The sequence below is a fragment of the Allokutzneria oryzae genome (assembly GCF_042429765.1).
Classification (GTDB): Bacteria; Actinomycetota; Actinomycetes; order Mycobacteriales; family Pseudonocardiaceae; genus Allokutzneria; species Allokutzneria oryzae.
Window position 1 is genome coordinate 13142 of sequence record NZ_JBHLZU010000027.1, and the last position, 18062, is coordinate 31203.

The window sequence follows — 18062 nt, forward strand, 5'->3', positions numbered from 1 at the left end:
TGTGAATTAGCTCCGACATGTCATCCGAAAGCCGTGAGCGAGTCACAACCGGGAGCCTCCGCGACAGATAGGCTGCCTCCATCCGGGTGGCAACGGCGCCGGCCGGTGTTCTTCGAGGAAGGAAACGGCAGTGAAGGTCGGAGTACCCCGCGAGGTCAAGAACCACGAGTACCGAGTGGCCATCACCCCGGCCGGCGTGGTGGAGCTCGTCCGCCGGGGCCACGATGTCGTGATCGAGAAGGACGCCGGGGCCGGCTCGTCCTTCCCCGACTCGGACTACCTGGCCGCAGGCGCGAAGATCCTCAACGACGCGGACGACGTGTGGGCAGAGGCCGACCTCGTGCTCAAGGTCAAGGAGCCGGTCGCCGAGGAGTACCACCGGATGCGGCCGGGCCAGACGCTGTTCACCTACCTGCACCTCGCCGCGAGCAAGGAGTGCACGGAGGCCATCGCGCGCTCCGGGGTGGACGCGGTCGCCTACGAGACCGTCCAGCTGCCCGACGGGTCGCTTCCGCTGCTCGCCCCGATGAGCGAGGTCGCTGGCCGGATGGCGCCGCAGGTCGGCGCGCACTGCCTGGAGCGGGCACAGGGCGGGCGCGGAGTGCTGCTCGGCGGCGTCTCCGGTGTGCCGGCCGGCAAGGTCGCGGTCATCGGCGCGGGCGTGTCCGGCATGAACGCCGCGACGATCGCGCTCGGCCTGCAGGCCGAGGTCGTGGTGCTGGACACCAACATCAACCGGTTGCGGCAGATCGACTTCGTCTACCGGGGCCACCTCCAGACGATCAACAGCAACGCCTACGAGCTGGAGCGGATCTGCCTCTGGGCGGACATGGTCATCGGCGCTGTGCTGGTGCCCGGCGCGAAGGCCCCCAAGCTGGTCACCAACGACCTGGTGTCGCGGATGCGGCCGGGCTCGGTGCTGGTGGACATCGCCATCGACCAGGGCGGCTGTTTCGAGGACTCGCGTCCCACCACGCACGCCGACCCGACGTTCACGGTGCACGACTCGGTCTTCTACTGCGTCGCCAACATGCCTGGCGCGGTGCCCCACACCTCGACGTGGGCGCTGACCAACGTGACGCTGCCGTACGTGACCGCGTTGGCGGACAAGGGAATGCGCAAGGCGTTGCTGGACGACCCGTCGCTGGCCAAGGGCGCCAACGTGATCGGTGGGCAGATCGTGCTCTCCGAGGTCGCGGAGGCGCACGGGCTCGCGCACACCGAGCTGGCGGACCTGTTGGCGTGACAACGGTTTCGGCCGACGGGGGCGGGCGGGAGGACATTCCGCCCGCCCTGTCAGCCCTGCTCGCCGGGTACCTCGACCACCTGACGGTGGAGCGCGGAACCGCCCGCAACACCCTTGAGTCCTACGGCAGGGACCTGCGCCGCTATCTCGAACACCTTGTGGCGGAAGGGGTTTCGGCGCCAGCCGAAGTGACCGAGGCGCACGTGGCCTCGTTCCTGGTCGCGCTCAGGGAGGGTGGCCCCGACCGGCCGCCCCTCGCCGCGTCCTCCGCGGCTCGCGCCGTTGTCGCGGTGCGCGGCCTGCACCGCTTCGCGACGCGGGAAGGCTTGGTGGACAAGGACGTCGCGCGCGGGGTGCGCCCGCCGACGCCGCCCAAGCGGCTGCCCAAGGCGCTGCCGGTGGAGGACGTGCTGAGGCTGCTGGACCACGCCGGGGGACAGGACCGGCTCGGTCTGCGCGACCGCGCGCTGCTGGAGCTGCTGTACTCCACGGGTGCGCGGATCTCCGAGGTGGTCGGTCTCGACCTGGACGACCTCGACGCCGCCGAACGCACGGTTCTGTTGCGGGGCAAGGGTGGCGTGCAGCGCCTGGTGCCCGTCGGCAGGCCCGCGCTCGCCGCGCTGGACGCCTATCTCGTGCGCGCCCGCCCGTCGCTGGCGACGCGGGGCGGACCGGCCGTCTTCCTCAACGTGCGCGGCGGGAGACTGTCCCGGCAGAGCGCGTGGCAGGTGCTGAAGACCTCCGCCGAGCGTTCCGGCGTGAGCACGGAGATCTCCCCGCACACGCTGCGACATTGCTTTGCCACGCATCTTCTCGAAGGTGGCGCCGATGTCCGTGTCGTGCAGGAGCTGCTCGGCCACGCGTCGGTCACCACGACGCAGATCTACACGCTGGTCACGGTGACGACGCTGCGCGAGGTCTACGCGACGGCGCATCCCCGGGCGCTCGGTTAGGCAAGTCAAGACTGGTGTTCACTCTTTTGGGTTGTTATCTACCGCAAGTGACACCTGTGCTGTCATGGACGGCGGGTCACTGTCCGATTGGATACGCGGCGGGGTGAAGGTGATTGCCGAAACTACTCTTGGCAATGGCGCTAGCATTTCGCCTCGTTCTCTTGAGGTGCACCTCGGTCGGGGCGGCCACAGCACGTGCGGCGCGGCGCTCCCGGCCTCCGGCGGCCCTGCGGTGACAAGGTGATGGTGGTAGCGATGGTGGCGTTCCGGCCTCCTCTGGGCCCCGCTTTCCGCGTGCTCGCGGACACGGGCAGACCTGCGCTCGCCGCACCGTGGGCGGATCCGAGCGGTTTAGCCGTCCGACGGCCGTCCGTCCGTCCCCGCGCCATCCAGCCGCACGACCGCGATCACAGCAGGGGGTTATGACAGTGCCCTTGCTGCTCGCCGACGACTACTACCTCATAGCGCACGACGACGTCACCGGAGCGAGCCGCTGCGGTGAGGGGCGGGCCGGACTCGGCCTGGCCGGTGCCCTGCTGGGGGAGTTGGTGCTGTTCGGCGCCATCGACATCGACCGCCGCAACATCGTCATCCTGGACGCCCCCGCGCCCGGGGACCCCCTCGCCCGCGCCCTGCTGGAGGAGCTCGTCCGCAACGACGACGTCACCTCGGTCCCGGACTGGTTGCAGTACCTGGGGCAGCGGGCGCACAAGCAGGTCGTGCAGCGGCTGCTGCACGCCGGTCACGTCCGCGCGACGGAGGTCCGCAGGCTGCTGCAGACCCGCACCGTCTACGTGCCCACCGACATGAACGTCGCCGCGTGGTCGGCCGCCCGGCTGGCGAACGCGTTGTCCAAGGACGAGGCGCTGTCCGTCCCCGACACCGTGCTCTCCGGCCTTGTCGTCGCCACCGAGCTGGAGATGGAGGTGTTCCAGTACGCCTCCCCCGATGTCGGCAGGCACCTGCGGAGGCTGCTCGCCGGGCTGCCTCCCGCGCTGCGGGCGCTGCTCAGCGAGACCGAGGCCGCGGTCGGTGACGCGGTTCTCCGGCACCGGCGCTAGAACCCCGAAGTCCCGTCCCCCACCCCGGAGTAGGCGATGTTCAACACCAGAGCGCCCGGCAGGGCCAGCAATGTCACCTCGGCGCTGGCCGCTGACCGGCTGGGTGTCCCGGCGGTGACGTACTTCGCCATCTCCATGGGCGCGCCGTTCACGGTGGTGGCGGGTGCCATCACCACCGGCTACGCGATCACGGGGCAGGTCGGGATCCCGCTGGGCTTCCTGGTGATGGGCGCGGTGCTGGCGCTGTTCTGCGTCGGGTTCGTGACGATGGCGCCGTACGTGCCCAACGCGGGGGCCTTCAACGCCTACATCAGCAAGGGCCTCGGCAGGCCGATGGGCGTCGCGGCGGGCTGGCTGTCGCTGGTGTCCTACAACGCCATGCAGTGCGGGGTCTACGGCGCGCTCGGTGACGCGGCCCAGCCGCTGATCCGCAGCTGGTTCGGCGTCGACGTGGCCTGGTGGGTCATCTCGCTCGCCGGGTGGGCGGTCGTGGCGATCCTGGGCACCCAGCACATCGACCTCAACGGCAAGGTCCTCGCGGTGCTGATGGCCGCGGAGTGCCTGGTGATCGTGGTGTACGCGGTGTCCTTCCTGCTGCACCCGGCGGGCGGCACGGTCAGCGTGGAGACCCTCGCGCCCGAGCACCTGTTCGAGCCGGGCGTCGGCGCGCTGTTCGCCCTCGCCGTGCTCGGTTTCGTCGGTTTCGAGACCGCGGTGGTGTTCAGCGAGGAGGCCAGGGTCCCCGGCCGGACCGTTCCGGTGGCCACCTACCTCTCGCTCGGCGTGATGACCCTGCTCTACGTGCTGGGCTCCTGGGCGATGAGCGTGTCCACCGGGCCCGCGAAGATCAACGCCGAGGCCAAGGAGCACGGATCGGAGCTGATCTTCATCCTCGCCGGGGACCAGCTCGGCGCCGCGATGGTCGGCATCGGCCGGTTCCTCTACGCCACCAGCGTCCTGGCGTGCCTGATCGCCTTCCACAACGCCGCGGCGCGCTACGCCTTCGCCATGGGGCGGGAACGGGTGCTTCCCGCGGTGCTGGGCCAGACCTCGCACCGGACGAGCTCGCCGAGGGGCGGCTCGATCCTGCAGAGCGCCATCGGGTTCGTGGCGATCGTCATCTGCGCCATCGCCGGGCTGCACCCGCTGCGCGACGTGTTCTTCATCTGGACCACCGCCGGCAGCCTGGGCATCCTGCTGCTGATCGCGCTGACCGCCATCGCCGTGGTCGCGTTCTTCGCCAAGAACCCCACCAGCGAGACGCCGTGGCGGCGCACCATCGCCCCGGTGCTGGCCGCGGCGAGCACCCTGGTCGCGCTCGTGCTGGTGCTGGCCAACTTCGACAAGATGCTCGACGTGCCGCCGAGCTCGCCGCTGCGGTGGGCGATTCCCGGCGCCTACCTGGTGCTGATGATCGGCGGCCTGCTGTGGGGCTTCCGGCTGCGCAGGAGGAGCCCTCGGGTGTACGCCAACATCGGGCTGGGCGCGAAGAGCATCACCCGCACCGGTCTCGGCCTCGGTTCGCCGGACGAGCAGACCGACACCAGGTTCGCGCCGGTGCCCCGCTACTGATCACGCGGATTCCCCCGCGCTCGGGACCAGGCGCTCGACCAGGTCCCGTGCGCCGGCGCGCGCCCGCTGCTCGCCCAGCTCGTCGACCAGGACGCCCACGTGGTCGGCTGCCAGCGACGCGAGCACCGCGTGCGCCAGGTAGTCGGCGTCCGAGGACACCCCCGCCTCCTCGATGAGGATCACCAGGTGCCGGTGCCAGAACCGGTAGGCACCCACCCGGTACCGCGCTCCCGGTGACGCCGTCTCCGACAGGCGCACCAGGTCCAGGTTCCGGAGCACGTGGCCGAGGTAGACGTCCATGAACGCGGTGAGCCGCTCCCGCGCGGGCGCGCCGGGCCCCAGCGGGGGCTCGCCGCCCAGGATGTCCTGCTGGATCCCGCGCTCCAGCTCGTCCAGCAGCGCGTAGGCGAGTCCCGCCTTGTCGCCGAACCGGCGGAACAGCGTGCCCTTGCCCACGCCCGCGCGCTCGGCGACGGCGTCCATGCTCACCGCGTCCACACCGGACGCCCGGAACAGCTCGGCCGCCGCTTCGAGAATCCGGACGCGGTTGCGCGCGGCGTCGGTGCGTTCCTTCGGCGGTGCGCCGACCAGCAGCTCCAACGGCTGCCTCGCGGAGGTGGAGGGCATAACCGGACTATAGTCCTATTTTCTTCGCCGGGGTCGCCGGGAGCCGGCCCCCGGTCACGCCGAGGACCAGCGCGGCCAGGACGAGCGCAACCCCGGCCAGCTCCGCGACGCCGGTGCTGCCGCCGGAGGCCGCCGCGATGGCCAGCGCCGTGACCGGGACCAGCGTGATGAACAGGCTCGTGGTCGCCGGGCCGAGGCGGCGGGCGGCGGCGTTCCATGCGAGCACTCCGTAGACCGCGCACGGCAACGCCATGTACAGCAAGGGAAGCAGCGCGTCCCCGTAGTCGCTCAGTCGCGCGGTCGGCGACAGCCCGGTCGCCTCGCCGGCGACCGTGAGCGCCATCAGGGCTACCACCCCGCCCACCTGGGTCAGCGCCGTGTAGCGCAACGGGCTCCAGTCGGCGAAGTGCGCGGCGCCCCTGGTGTAGATCGTCCACGCGGCCACCGCGAGCAGCACCAGCAGCGCGGGCGCGCCCACCGCTCCGGTCAGCGCCGCGCCCGGAGAGCCTTTGCCCAGCACCAGGACCACGCCCGCGAACGCCAGCAGTGCGGCGAGCGCGAGCGCCGGCCGGGGCCGAGCGCCGCCGCCCGCCCAGGCCACGGCGGTCGCGATCATCGGCATCGTCGCGACCAGGACGGACACGCTCTGCGCGGGCAGCGGTCCGACCATCGCGAAGCCCAGCACGTTGAAGCCGACGTAGCCCAGCGCGCCCAGGCCGAGCACCCGTCCGCCGCGGCCCTGGAGGCTCAGTGCCTGTCGTCCCTCGACCACGACCAGCGCCACGAGCAGCACGACGGCGGCGATCGAGTAGCGGGCGAGCGTCATGTGCACGACGTCGACGTGCTTCATGACCTCCGCGCTGGCGGCGAACTGGCCGCCCCAGAGCACTCCGGTGCTGGCGGCGAGGCCGACCCCGGCCAGGGTGGCTAATTTCGTATTTCGGCGAACTACGAACATGAAGGTACTGTAGACCCGGCCGAGCCGGTCCTGGCAAGGGTGACCGGCGTCTCGTAGGGCTGGACCCGACAGCGGGGCCGAGAACCAGTGAGGTGACCAGTGGCACGTGGAGAGCCGGAGCACCCCGAGCGCGACCGGATCGAGCTGACCTCGGTGCTGCACGCGCTCAGCGATCCGACCCGGCTGACGGTGGTGCGCCAGATCGCCGAGGACGGCCGGCGGATGTGCGGCTCCTTCGACGTCGGGGTGGCCAAGTCCACGCTCTCCCAACACCTTCGCGTGTTGCGCGAGGCCGGAGTGGTGCGGTCGGAGGCGCGGGGCACGCAGCGCTGGCTGACCCTGCGCCAGTCCGAATTGGACGACCTGTTTCCAGGGCTGTTGGACGTTGTTCTCCGTACCGGGTGAACTTTGGGGTCATCCGCTTGGGTGCACCCGTCTGACCTGCCTTGACAACACGCCGCGCCGTACGTTGCTGAGGCCCGCGAAAGCCGCTTAGGCTGCGAAAGGTTATGCGCCGATCATGAGTACGAGGTAGCCGACGAGGGGCCAGGTCGCCATGTCAACACCGCAGCCGTCCTGGGGGCGGTCCCGTGGTGAGGTGGCTGATCTCAGTCTCGCCCCCCGCCCCGCCGACCACACCGAGGAAGAGGTCGAGCTCTCCGAGGGCGGGCTCGGCCCGACCGGGCGGCCGCTGCGCCAGGTCCCCGAGCCGCCGCTGGTCGCGGAGCACGGTCCCGCGCGCATCCTGGCGATGTGCAACCAGAAGGGCGGGGTCGGCAAGACCACGTCCACCATCAACCTGGGCGCCGCGCTCGCGGAGTTCGGCCGCCGGGTGCTGCTGGTGGACTTCGACCCGCAGGGCGCGCTGTCGGTGGGCCTGGGCATCCAGCCGCACCACCTGGACCGCACGATCTACAACGTGCTGATGGAGCGCAACACCACGGTCGAGGAGACCGTGCTGCGCACCTGCGTGCCCGACATGGACCTGCTGCCGAGCAACATCGACCTCTCCGCAGCCGAGGTGCAGCTGGTCGCCGAGGTCGGCCGCGAGCAGACCCTGGGCCGCACGCTGCGGCCGGTGATCGACAACTACGACTACATCCTGATCGACTGCCAGCCCTCGCTCGGCCTGCTCACCGTCAACGCGCTGGCCGCCGCGCACGGCGTGCTGATCCCGCTGGAGTGCGAGTTCTTCAGCCTGCGCGGGGTCGCGCTGCTGATCGACACCATCGAGAAGGTGCGCGAAAGGCTGAACCCGGACCTGGAGATCACCGGGATCCTCGCCACCATGTACGACCCCCGTACGCTGCACTCCCGCGAAGTGATGGCCCGAGTGGTCGAGGCGTTCGGAGAAATCGTGTTCGACACGGTGATCAACCGCACCGTCAGGTTCCCGGAGACGACCGTCGCCGGTGAGCCGATCACCAGCTGGGCTCCGCGCTCGGGTGGTGCCAAGGCCTACCGGGCGCTGGCCCGCGAGGTGATCGCCCGGTGACCCGCCGGGTCCAGCTGCCAGGCGCCGATGAGCTGGTCCGGCCCACCGCGGCCGTCGCGGTGCTCGTGTCGCAGGAGCGCGACGGGTGAGTTCCACCGAAGAACCCGCCGTGGACCCGCTCGCGGAGGAAGCCGGTGCCGAGCCCGTCGTCGTGCCGCCGCCGGACGGCCGGTTCCGCGTCCGCCTCGCCAACTTCGAAGGCCCGTTCGACCTGCTGCTGCAGCTGATCTCGCAGCACGAGATGGACGTCACCGAGGTGGCGCTGCACCAGGTCACCGACGAGTTCATCGCGCACATCCGCGGCATGGGCACCGACTGGGACCTGGACGAGACCACCGAGTTCCTGGTGGTCGCCGCGACCCTGCTCGACCTCAAGGCGGCCCGGCTGCTGCCGTCGGCCGACGTGGAGAACGAGGAGGACCTGGCGCTGCTGGAGGCCCGCGACCTGCTGTTCGCGCGGCTGCTGCAGTACCGGGCCTACAAGCAGGTCGCGGCCCTGTTCGGCGAGCTGGAGGCGGGGGCGCTGCGCCGCTACCCGCGGTCGGTGGCGCTGGAGGAGCGCTACTCCGACCTGCTGCCCGAGGTCATGCTCGGCGTCGACCCCCGGCAGTTCGCCGAGATCGCCGCGTCGGTGTTCCGGCCGAAGCCGCCGCCCACGGTCTCCCTCGCCCACCTGCACATGCACCAGGTGTCGGTGCGCGCGGAGGTCGCCGCCATCCGGGTCCGGCTCGCCGAGGCCGGGCAGGCGACGTTCGCCGAGCTGGTCTCCGACTGCGAGCACACCATCGAGGTGGTCGCCAGGTTCCTGGCGCTGCTGGAGCTCTTCCGCGAGGCGGTGCTCCAGTTCGACCAGGAGGAGCCGCTGGGCGAGCTGTGCGTGCGGTGGGTCGGCGGCAGCGTCGAGGAGGCCAGGCGGGCAGCCGCCGAGGCGTTGCGGCAGACCGACAGCGATGAGGAGGAGTACGGGTGAGCGACTCGGAGTCCACTGTGGACGAACCGGGTGCCGGGCGGCCGAGGCCGGAGTGGATGCGCGCCGCGGAGTCCCGGCGGCCGCAACCGGTGGAGCTGTTGCTCGGCATGCCGCGCGCCGAGGACGAGGCCCCGGCCGACGCGCCTGCCGACGGCTCCGCCGAGCCCGTGGTGGACGTGGCGGACAGCGCTGCCGACAGCGCGGCCGACGAGCGCGCCGATGACGATGCCGCCGACGAGCGCGACGCCGAGCCCGAGGTGGACGCGGCCGACAGCGCTGCCGACGATGTCGCCGACGGCGCTGCCGACGAGCGCGACGCTGGCGACGCCGGGGACGCCGACGCTGGCGCTGCCGGGGACGCTGACGCCGAGCCTGGGGTGGACGTGGCGGACGGCGCTGCCGACGATGTCGAGCCCGCCGCCGAGGAGTCGGCGGAGGCCAAGCGGCTCAACGCCTACTCCGAGGCCGCTGTGCGCGCCGCCGCCGGGCGGACCGCGGCGGAGCCGCAAGCCCCCGCCGCTCCGGTGGCCGAGCCGGTGGCGCAGGCGCCCGAGCCCGCCGCCGAGGACGTCGCCGAGGACGCGGCCGAGTTCGCGCCGGAGGCGCCCGCGCTGGTCGAGGAATCCGAGCTGGAGGCGGCGCTGGAGTCGCTGCTGCTGGTGATCGACAGCCCTGGTTCGGACGAGGCGCTGGCCGACGCGCTGGACCAGCCGGTGAAGCGGGTCGCGGTGGCGCTGCGCCGGATGTCGGCGCGCTACACCGAGTCCGGCAGCGGCATCGACCTGCGGCGCGTCGCCGACGGCTGGCGGTTCTACACCCGCGACCGGTTCGCGCCGTACGTGGAGCGGTTCCTGCTCGACGGGCAGCGGGCCAAGCTGACGAGGGCCGCGCTGGAAACGCTCGCGGTGATCGCCTACCGGCAGCCGGTGACCCGCGCGAGGGTCGCCGCGGTACGCGGGGTGAACGTCGACGGCGTCATCCGTACGCTGCTGGCTCGCGGGCTGATCGAGGAGACCGGTGCCGACCCCGACACCAACGGCATCCTCTACCGCACGACCGAGCTGTTCCTGGAGCGGCTGGGGCTGTCCTCGCTGGAGGACCTGCCTCCGCTCGCCCCCCTGTTGCCCGAAGTGGACACGATCGACGATGTATGACTCAGAGCCGGACGGCGTCCGGTTGCAGAAGGTCCTCGCGAAGGCGGGCGTGGGTTCCCGGCGCGTGGCCGAGGACATGATCGCCGACGGGCGGGTCAAGGTGAACGGCGAGGTCGTCACCGAACAGGGCCGCCGCGTCGACCCGGAGACCGCGGTCATCCACGTGGACGGCCTGCGCGTGATGATCACCGACGACCTGGTGCACGTGGCGCTGAACAAGCCGCGCGGCATGCACACCACGATGTCCGACGACCGCGGCCGTCCGTGCGTCGGCGACCTGGTGCGGGAGCGGGACGAGCGGCTGTTCCACGTTGGCAGGCTGGACGCGGACACCGAGGGCCTGCTGCTGCTGACCAACGACGGAGAGCTGGCGCACCGGCTGATGCACCCGTCGTACAAGGTGCTCAAGACCTACCTCGCCGAGGTGCCGGGGCCGGTGTCCAAGGAGGTCGGCAGGCGGCTGCGCGCCGGGGTGGAGCTGGAGGACGGCCCCGTGGTCGTCGACGGTTTCAAGGTCAAGGACAACAACTCCGGCCGCGCGCTGGTCGAGGTGGTGCTGCACGAGGGCCGCAACCACATCGTGCGGCGGCTGCTGGACGCGGTCGGCCACCCGGTGCAGCGGCTGGTCCGCACCGCGATCGGCCCGGTGTACCTGAGCACGCAGCGGCCCGGCGTCATGCGCGACCTCACCGCGGCGGAGGTGGGCGAGCTGTACCGCCTCGTCGGCCTGTAAGGGAGCCGGCCCGCAAGGGAAAGGGCCGCCGCTCCAGCGAGCGACGGCCCTTCTCCGGTTCCGGTGCCTCAGCCCAGGTAGCGGCCCTGGGACTGCGGGTTGAACTCACGCATCCGGACGAACTGGGCGCTGAAGGTGCGCCAGTCGTTGAGTTCCAGCACGTCCAGGCCCTTCTGGATGTCGCTGGAGTAGATGTGGCCGTTGTAGTAGTAGGCCGACCAGGAGCCACCCGTCACCAGCTTGCTGGCGTTGTACGGGCCGCGCTCCCAGTACGCGATCTCCACCGGGCGGGACGAGTTGGTGAAGTCCCACACCGAGACGCCGCCCTGGTACCAGGCCTGCACCATGATGTCGCGGCCGAACACCGGGATCAGCGAGCCGTTGTGGGCGACGCAGTTCTCGGTCTCCGCCTGGACGCGGGGGATCTTGTAGTAGCTGCGGAACTCCAGCTTGCGCTTGTCGCCGCGGCCGGTGATGTCGTAGACGCCGTTGGCGCCGCGGACCGAGCCGATCGCCGCGGTGCAGGCCGGGGCGCCGCCGCCACCGAGCTCGTCGGTGAAGACGACCTTGGTGCCGTCGTTGTTGAAGGTCGCGGAGTGCCAGAACGCGAAGTTCTTGTCGTCCTTGACCGTGTTGATCACGCGCGGCTTCTCGCGGTCGGAGATGTCGAACAGCACGCCTTCACCCATGCAGGCACCGGCGGCGAGGTCCTTCTCCGGGTACGCGGTGATGTCGTGGCAACCGGAGGTCGCGGTGACGTAGTTGGCAGGGAACGAGCCGGGGATACCAGTGTTGCCGCCGTCCGGGAACAGCACCGGCTCCGCGACCAGCGTGGCAGCGGCAGGGTTCTTGACCGGCACCTTGACGATGGAGATCAGGTCGTGCGGCGGCTGGCAGTCGGGGAACGTCGCGTTCGGGCTGTAGGACGAGACGTAGATGTAGACGTTCTGCCTGCGCTTGTCCGGCACCAGGGTGTTGGTGTGCGAACCGCACTTGGTCTCCACGGCGGAGACGTAGCGGGGGTTGGCCTTGTCCTTGATGTCGAAGACCTTGATGCCCTCCCACGCGTCCTTCTCGGTCGCGGGCTTGGGCGTGCTGTTGCAGGAGTTGTCGCTGCGCGAGGAGTCGGTCGACAGGAACAGCAGGTCCCCGGAGACGGACACGTCGTTCTGCGAGCCAGGGCAGAGGACCTGGCTGACGATCTTCGGCTTCTCGGGCCGGGAGATGTCGTAGATGATGAAGCCGTCGTAGTTGCCGACGACGGCGTACTTGCCCGTGAAGGCGATGTCGGTGCCCAGCGCGGCCTCGGTGTTGAACGGGGCCTGCTTGGGGATGTTGGCGATCTGGCGGATGTTGCGGCTCGACGAGATCTCGTTCTCGCCCGGTACCGCGGCCGCGGTGTCCTGTTGCGCCGACGCCGTCCCGCCGAGAACGGTCGTCAACGACAACGCGAGCAGACCGGCGGCGGCGACCGCGATCGTCCGCGCCGTAGTCCTCTTCTTGCCCGGCGTCACTAAGTTGCTCCCCTCCACCACACACGGGCATGACGCCCGTTGACGGGAGTCTGCGCGGTCGGGACCTGCGGTAGTAGGGCCGAATAGAGCATCTTGATACGGCTCCCCGGCCAGACTTGCCGTGCTAACAGTTACCGTTCCCATGGTTGGGGTCGACGAGCGTGGAGGCGGACGACGTGACGGACGGGAACCGGCGCGGGCGCGCCTTGCGGGCCGCCGGACTGGTGCTGGCGATGTCGGTGCCCGTCATGGTGGCCGCCGGATGCGGTGGCCCCGGTCAGGAGGAGGCCCCGCCGCCGGTGATCCTTCCCGGTGGTCCCGGCCAGCCCGCGAGCACGATTCCCGCAGGTCAGGCCGGGGGTGCCCAGCAGCGGCCGAAGCCGAACGACGCGGACTCGCTCTACGTGGAGCGGATGATCCCGCACCACGCGCAGGCCCTGGAGATGACCAGGCTGGTGCCCTCGCGCGCGGTCTCCGAACCGGTCAAGGCGATCGCCGACCGAATCGAGAAGTCGCAGGCCCCGGAGATCGAGGCGATGAAGGGCTGGCTGCGCAACAACGGCAAGCCCGTGCCGGAGACCGGGGCGGGTCACGGCGGTCACGGTTCGGACACCTCCCAGCATGTGGGAATGCCGGGGATGGCGACGCCGCAGCAGCTCCAGGAGCTGGCCGCGCTGACCGGCCCGGCGTTCGAGCGGCGCTTCGTGGAGCTGATGATCGCCCACCACGAGGGCGCGCTGACCATGGCCGAGGAGGTCCGCCGCTCCGGGGCCGACGTGTTCGTCGGGGAGATGGCCGACGACGTGGTGGCGACGCAGTCCTCGGAGATCACCAGAATGCGCTCCCTGCTGAAGTGACCTCCGCCGGTCCCGGTGGGCGATGATGGCCGGCATGCACCTGCTGGTGGTGGACGACGAGCCCGCCGTGCGCGAGAGCCTGGAACGCAGCCTGGTCTTCGAGGGCTACACGGTCGAGACGGCCGAGAACGGCCAGCGCGCGCTCGACCGGGTGCTCGACCCGAACGGCCGCAAGCTCGACGCGCTGGTGCTGGACCTGATGATGCCCGGCGTGGACGGCCTGGAGACCTGCAGGCGGCTGCGCGCCGCCGGTGAGGACGTGCCGATCCTGATGCTCACCGCGCGCGACGCCGTGAGCGACCGGGTCTCCGGTCTCAACGCCGGCGCCGACGACTACCTGCCCAAGCCCTTCGCGCTGGAGGAGCTGCTGGCCAGGCTGCGCGCGCTGCTGCGGCGCGGCCGGATCGTCGCCGAGTCCGATGGCGTGCTCAGCTACGAAGACCTTGTTGTCAACGTTGGCACCCGCGAGGTGCACCGAGGCGGCCAAGAGATCGAGCTGACGCGCACGGAGTTCGACCTGCTCGCGCTGTTCCTGTCGGCGCCGAAGCAGGTCTTCCCGCGCAAGCAGCTGCTGCGCGAGGTGTGGGGCTACGACTACGACCCCGGAACGAACATCCTCGACGTCTACGTCGGTTACCTCCGGCGCAAGACCGAGGCCGGTGGTGGCTCGCGGTTGCTGCACACCGTGCGCGGCGTGGGTTACGTGCTCAGGTCGCGCACGTGAGCAGGGGCGAGCGGAGGCTGTTGCTGCGCAGCCGCGTCGCGCTGGTGACCGCGTTGGTCGTGGCGCTGGGCATCATCGTGGTGAGCGTGTTCGCGTGGTTCGGAGCGGACCTCACGATGCGTCGCCAGATCGACGCGTCGTTGCAGGCCAGCTCGCCGGTCAAGGAGCTGACCACGCCCGGCCCCGGCGGCGTGCTGCCGGACCCCGAGGAGCTGTGCGGCAGGGAGCAGGAGGGGCAGAGCTACCAGAAGTTCATCGTCGGCGTGCAGCTCGTGCGCCCGGACGGAACCACGTGCTGCCCCAAGGGCGTTGACAAGGTCAGGATCTGGCACAACGGCCGGGACGACATGGCGCTGCCGCGCTTCCGCGACGGCGTGACGGTCAGCAGGGTGGGCGTGCGGGTGCTCGCCGAGCCGCTCGGCGGCGGCTACACGGTCCTGACCAGCCGCTCGATGTCCGACGTGCGGGACACGCTGCGCCAGCTCGGGACCGTGCTCGGCGTGGTCGCGGTGCTCGGCGTCGTGGTGGCCGCGGCGTCCGGGCTGCTGCTGACCCGGCTGGCGCTGCGACCGGTGGAGCGGCTCACCAAGACGGTCGAGCACATCGCGGAGACCGAGGACCTGACCGCGCCGGTCGACGTGCGGGGCCGTGACGAGATCGGCAGGCTGGGGCGGGCGTTCTCCCGGATGACCACGGCGCTGGCGGAGTCCAGGAAGCGGCAGCAGGACCTGGTCGCCGACGCCGCCCACGAGCTGCGGACGCCGTTGACGAGCATGCGCACCAACGTGGATCTCCTGGTGCGCAGCGAGAAGACCGGCAGGCCGATCCCGGACGACCAGCGGCGCGCGCTGCTGGCGAGCTTGCAGGACCAGGCGACCGAGCTGGGCGACCTGGTGGGCGAGCTGGTCGTCCTGGCGCGCGACGAGCGCGAGACCGAACACGTGCCGGTGCCGATGGACGCGGTGGTGAACCGCGCCGTGGAGCGGGCACGCGCGCGGGCGCAGGGCCACGTCTTCGAGGTGCGCAGCGAACACTGGACGACCGTGGGCGACCAGGGCGAGCTGGAGCGCGCGGTGCTCAACCTGCTGGACAACGCGGTGAAGTTCTCGCCCCCGTCGTCCACGGTGCGCGTGCGTTCGGCCGAGGGCGAGATCACCGTCGCCGACGCCGGCCCTGGCATCGCCGTCGGGGAGCGGGCCATGGTGTTCCAGCGGTTCTGGCGCTCGCCGTCCGCGCGCAGCCTTCCCGGCTCCGGGCTCGGCCTGGCGATCGTGGCCCAGACCGCGGCGGCGCACGGCGGGGCGGTGGAGTTCGTGGAACCGCTCGACGGCGTCGGCGCCACAGTGCGGCTCCGGTTGCCGGTGGAGCGGCCGGGTCTCTAGGTCCCCTGCCTGAACATCCGCACCTGTGTGCGCCACAACAGGGGACAATTCCTCTTATTTGGCAACGGAGACCCGAGCAACTTTGGCTGTGGAGTGAGGGGCACTCCACAGAAGGGGTCCTGCCATGCGAGTCGAACTTGACGTGTTCTCCGGGCGCCCGAACCCGGTGTGGCACTTGGATGACAACGAGGTGCGGGCGGCGTTGGAACGGTTCTCCGGGCGTGCTCTCGCGGAGCCCGAAAACCTGCCGGACCAGCTGGGGTTCCGCGGTTTCGTGCTGTCCGCCGATTCCGACGACCAGGCGATCGGAGACCTGCCGCAACGGTTCGCCGTGGGCGTCACGGGGGTGGTGGGCAGGGAGGGCGACCAGCTCGCCGCCGCCGAGATCCGTGACGCGGTGAGCTGGCTGCTGGAGACCGCGCGCGACCGCGTCGACGACCAGATCCGCGAGCACGTCGAGCTCGCGCTGCGCGGCGACCTGGAGAGCCGGGCGACCGAGGCGAAGGCCGACCTCGCGCCCGCCGCGCCGTGCCGGCCGCACCACACGGCGTACAACCCGGGCTACTGGAACAACGACGCCACGGTCCGGACCAGCAACAACTGCTACAACTACGCGGTCAACCGCCGCACCAACACCTTCGCCCAGCCCGGACGGCAGTGCGGCCACCAGTACACCTCGCTGACCTGTGCCGCCGTGCGGGCCGCCGCCCAGTGCGACGGCGTCTTAGCCTCCTGCACGGGCCAGCAGCGGCTGGTCGCGCTGGTGTGCTGGCCAGGCGGCGACTACCACTGGTACCGCTACCACTCCAACGGCTTCTGGGGGCACAAGCCCGGCCAGACGCCCGCCCGCAACACCGACAACTCCGGGCGCGTCATCACTGGCGCGCTCAATCCTGCCAACTGCAACCGCGGCCCGTACACGCAGTTCTGCGGGTACTTCTGGGTGCCGATCGGCCTGGTGATCCGCTGACGTGGGGTGGCGGGACCGGTCGGCTCCGGTCCCGCCGCTCCGGGAAGGACCGTGATGGAGATCGAGCTCGACGTGTTCAGCGGCATCCCCAACCCCCGCTGGCCCCTGTCCCCCGAGGAGGCGGAGCGCCTGGTGGCCCTGCTGCCCACCCCGCTGCCGTCCCCGCCGCGTTCGGGCGCCCTCGGCTACCGGGGCTTCGTCCTGCACACCGCGGACCGGGAGTTCGGCCTCCCGGCCACCGTTCACCTCGGCCGCCCCACCGGCGCCCTGGCGACCCAGCTCATCGCCCAGGCCACCCAGCACGGCTACGCCCACCTCATCCCCACCTGACCCCACCGCCCTTTCCCGCCATTCGCGGGCTTATGGACCTCTGAGAGCGCTCTGAAGGGTCCATAAGCCCGCGAATGGCGAACGGGGGCGGAGGGGGTCTCATCGTTTTCTCATGCTGGGCCGAAGAAACGCTCAACCGGGGGCCGCACCGTTGAGGTGTGACCACGACATCTTCGGCAGCTCGGGCGCCTGGGCGGTGGGGCGGACGGATCGTCATCGCCGCGGGCGCGTCGTCGCTGCTCCTCGTCATCGGGCTCTGGGCGGGCAACGGCGGGTTCGCGCAGGGAGGGGCCGTGTCCGCCCTCGGCAGGCTCAGCGGTCTGCTCGCGTCGGACCTGTTGCTGGTCCAGGTGCTGTTGATGGCGCGGATTCCCTTGCTGGAGCGGCAGTTCGGCCAGGACCGGCTCGCGCGCGCACACCGGGTCGTCGGGTTCACCTCGTTCTGGCTGATGACCGCCCACATCGTGTTGATCACCGCCGGGTACGCCGCCGACGCCGGCGCGGGCTTCCTCGCTCAGGGCTGGCTGCTGGTCACCGCCTACCCCGGCATGCTGCTCGCGTTCGCGGGCGCCGTCGCCCTGGTCGCGGTGGTGGTCCTCTCCGTTCGCGCCGCCCGGCGCAGGCTGCGCTACGAGTCGTGGCACCTGATCCACCTCTACGCCTACCTCGGCGTCGGGCTCGCGCTGCCGCACCAGTTGTGGACCGGCGCCGACTTCCTCGACTCCCCGCTGGCCACCGCGTACTGGTGGAGCGCCTACCTGGCCACGCTCGCCGCGGTCCTGGTCTTCCGCGTCGGAGTGCCGCTGTGGCGGTCCTGGCGCCACGGGTTGCGGGTCGTCGCGGTCACGCCGGAGGCGCCGGGGGTCGTGTCCGTGCACCTCTCCGGGCGGGACCTGGACAAGCTCCCCGCGCGGGCCGGGCAGTTCTTCCTGTGGCGCTTCCTCGACGGGCCGGGATGGACGCGCGCCAACCCGTTCTCGCTTTCCGCCGCGCCACAACGGGATCGGCTCAGGATCACGGTCAAGGACCTCGGCGACGGCGGTGCGCGCGTCGCCACCGTCCGGCCAGGAACGCGCGTGCTGATCGAGGGGCCGTTCGGCGCGGTCACCTCGTCCCGGCGGAGCTCGGAGAAGTCCTTGCTGATCGCGGCCGGGGTGGGCATCACCGCGATGCGTTCCCTGGTCGAGGAACTGGCCGCGCGGCAAGGGGACGTGACGGTGCTGTACCGGGTTCGCTCGCGGGCTGACGCCGTCTTCGCCGACGAGCTCGACTGGTTCGTCGCCAACCGGGGAGTCCAGCTGTCCTATTTGGATGGTCCGCGCGGTGGCTCCTGGCTGCCGCAACGGTTCTCGGCCGGCAATGACGTCGAGTCGCTGCGGCGCCTCGTGCCCGACGTCGAGGAGCGCGATGTGTTCCTCTGCGGGCCGGCGCCGTGGATGGAGTCCGTTGTCCACACGTTGCGCGCCGCGGGGGTCGGCCGCTCGCGCATCCACTTCGAACGCTTCGCCTGGTGACT

At 71.0% G+C, this 18062-nt stretch carries 18 protein-coding genes; 15 read left to right on the forward strand and 3 right to left on the reverse strand.

All coding sequences use genetic code 11. The annotated features are described in order from the left end of the window. Positions 1 to 130 precede the first annotated feature (130 nt). The 4 genes from ald to ACFFQA_RS30740 all read left to right on the forward strand — a co-directional run bounded on the left by ald (position 131) and on the right by ACFFQA_RS30740 (position 4832). Positions 131 to 1246: an alanine dehydrogenase gene (gene ald, locus ACFFQA_RS30725; RefSeq protein WP_377859960.1), complete on the forward strand. Its 1116-nt coding sequence runs from the start codon at positions 131 to 133 to the stop codon at positions 1244 to 1246. 35 nt (positions 1247 to 1281) lie between these two features. After that, positions 1282 to 2199 carry a site-specific tyrosine recombinase XerD gene (gene xerD / locus ACFFQA_RS30730; protein ID WP_377860832.1) on the forward strand — a complete coding sequence of 306 codons (918 nt, stop codon included), beginning with the start codon at positions 1282 to 1284 and terminating at the stop codon, positions 2197 to 2199. A gap of 422 nt (positions 2200 to 2621) precedes the next feature. Then, entirely contained in the window at positions 2622 to 3260 is a 639-nt protein-coding gene (locus ACFFQA_RS30735) for a GOLPH3/VPS74 family protein (RefSeq protein ID WP_377859962.1), read from the forward strand. Positions 3261 to 3296: 36 nt separating this feature from the next. Beyond that, the gene (locus ACFFQA_RS30740; RefSeq protein WP_377859964.1) at positions 3297 to 4832 is read left to right on the forward strand and encodes an APC family permease; all 1536 of its coding nucleotides are present in this window, start codon (positions 3297 to 3299) and stop codon (positions 4830 to 4832) included. Here ACFFQA_RS30740 and ACFFQA_RS30745 read toward each other — a convergent pair whose 3' ends face one another. Beyond that, positions 4833 to 5459: a TetR/AcrR family transcriptional regulator gene (locus tag ACFFQA_RS30745; protein WP_377859966.1), complete on the reverse strand. Its 627-nt coding sequence runs from the start codon at positions 5457 to 5459 to the stop codon at positions 4833 to 4835. It lies immediately after the preceding gene. A gap of 7 nt (positions 5460 to 5466) precedes the next feature. Beyond that, complete coding sequence (locus tag ACFFQA_RS30750; protein WP_377859968.1) at positions 5467 to 6417, reverse strand: EamA family transporter; 951 nt, start codon at positions 6415 to 6417, stop codon at positions 5467 to 5469. Positions 6418 to 6516: 99 nt separating this feature from the next. On the opposite strand from ACFFQA_RS30750, the gene ACFFQA_RS30755 reads away from it, so the two are divergent. The 5 genes from ACFFQA_RS30755 (at position 6517) to ACFFQA_RS30775 (ending at position 10769) form a co-directional block, all read left to right on the forward strand. Continuing rightward, the gene (locus ACFFQA_RS30755) at positions 6517 to 6822 is read left to right on the forward strand and encodes an ArsR/SmtB family transcription factor (RefSeq protein WP_377859970.1); all 306 of its coding nucleotides are present in this window, start codon (positions 6517 to 6519) and stop codon (positions 6820 to 6822) included. A gap of 151 nt (positions 6823 to 6973) precedes the next feature. Next, positions 6974 to 7912, forward strand: a complete 939-nt coding sequence (locus ACFFQA_RS30760) for a ParA family protein (protein WP_377859972.1) — start codon at positions 6974 to 6976, stop codon at positions 7910 to 7912. Positions 7913 to 8021: 109 nt separating this feature from the next. Further along, positions 8022 to 8882, forward strand: a complete 861-nt coding sequence (locus tag ACFFQA_RS30765) for a segregation and condensation protein A (protein ID WP_377860834.1) — start codon at positions 8022 to 8024, stop codon at positions 8880 to 8882. 377 nt (positions 8883 to 9259) lie between these two features. Then, positions 9260 to 10036, forward strand: a complete 777-nt coding sequence (gene scpB, locus ACFFQA_RS30770) for an SMC-Scp complex subunit ScpB (protein ID WP_377860836.1) — start codon at positions 9260 to 9262, stop codon at positions 10034 to 10036. Then, positions 10029 to 10769: a pseudouridine synthase gene (locus ACFFQA_RS30775; RefSeq protein WP_377859974.1), complete on the forward strand. Its 741-nt coding sequence runs from the start codon at positions 10029 to 10031 to the stop codon at positions 10767 to 10769. The genes scpB and ACFFQA_RS30775 overlap by 8 nt, the downstream gene beginning before the upstream one ends. Positions 10770 to 10837: 68 nt before the next feature. On the opposite strand, the gene ACFFQA_RS30780 is transcribed toward ACFFQA_RS30775, so the two are convergent. Continuing rightward, entirely contained in the window at positions 10838 to 12283 is a 1446-nt protein-coding gene (locus tag ACFFQA_RS30780) for an LVIVD repeat-containing protein (RefSeq protein WP_377859976.1), read from the reverse strand. Positions 12284 to 12429: 146 nt separating this feature from the next. Here ACFFQA_RS30780 and ACFFQA_RS30785 point away from each other — a divergent pair, with 146 nt between their 5' ends. The 6 genes from ACFFQA_RS30785 (at position 12430) to ACFFQA_RS30810 (ending at position 18060) form a co-directional block, all read left to right on the forward strand. Beyond that, positions 12430 to 13140: a DUF305 domain-containing protein gene (locus tag ACFFQA_RS30785; RefSeq protein WP_377859978.1), complete on the forward strand. Its 711-nt coding sequence runs from the start codon at positions 12430 to 12432 to the stop codon at positions 13138 to 13140. Positions 13141 to 13174: 34 nt separating this feature from the next. Beyond that, the gene (locus ACFFQA_RS30790) at positions 13175 to 13864 is read left to right on the forward strand and encodes a response regulator transcription factor (RefSeq protein WP_377859980.1); all 690 of its coding nucleotides are present in this window, start codon (positions 13175 to 13177) and stop codon (positions 13862 to 13864) included. Further along, positions 13861 to 15246, forward strand: coding sequence for a HAMP domain-containing sensor histidine kinase (locus tag ACFFQA_RS30795; RefSeq protein ID WP_377859982.1), 1386 nt, complete (start codon positions 13861 to 13863; stop codon positions 15244 to 15246). Before ACFFQA_RS30790 ends, ACFFQA_RS30795 begins: the two co-directional genes overlap by 4 nt. A gap of 124 nt (positions 15247 to 15370) precedes the next feature. Beyond that, positions 15371 to 16216 (forward strand): hypothetical protein, encoded by an 846-nt coding sequence (locus ACFFQA_RS30800; RefSeq protein ID WP_377859984.1) that lies wholly within the window; start codon positions 15371 to 15373, stop codon positions 16214 to 16216. 6 nt (positions 16217 to 16222) lie between these two features. Continuing rightward, entirely contained in the window at positions 16223 to 16546 is a 324-nt protein-coding gene (locus ACFFQA_RS30805; protein ID WP_377859986.1) for a hypothetical protein, read from the forward strand. A gap of 158 nt (positions 16547 to 16704) precedes the next feature. Beyond that, entirely contained in the window at positions 16705 to 18060 is a 1356-nt protein-coding gene (locus ACFFQA_RS30810) for a ferredoxin reductase family protein (RefSeq protein WP_377859987.1), read from the forward strand. The last annotated feature ends 2 nt before the right edge of the window (positions 18061 to 18062 follow it).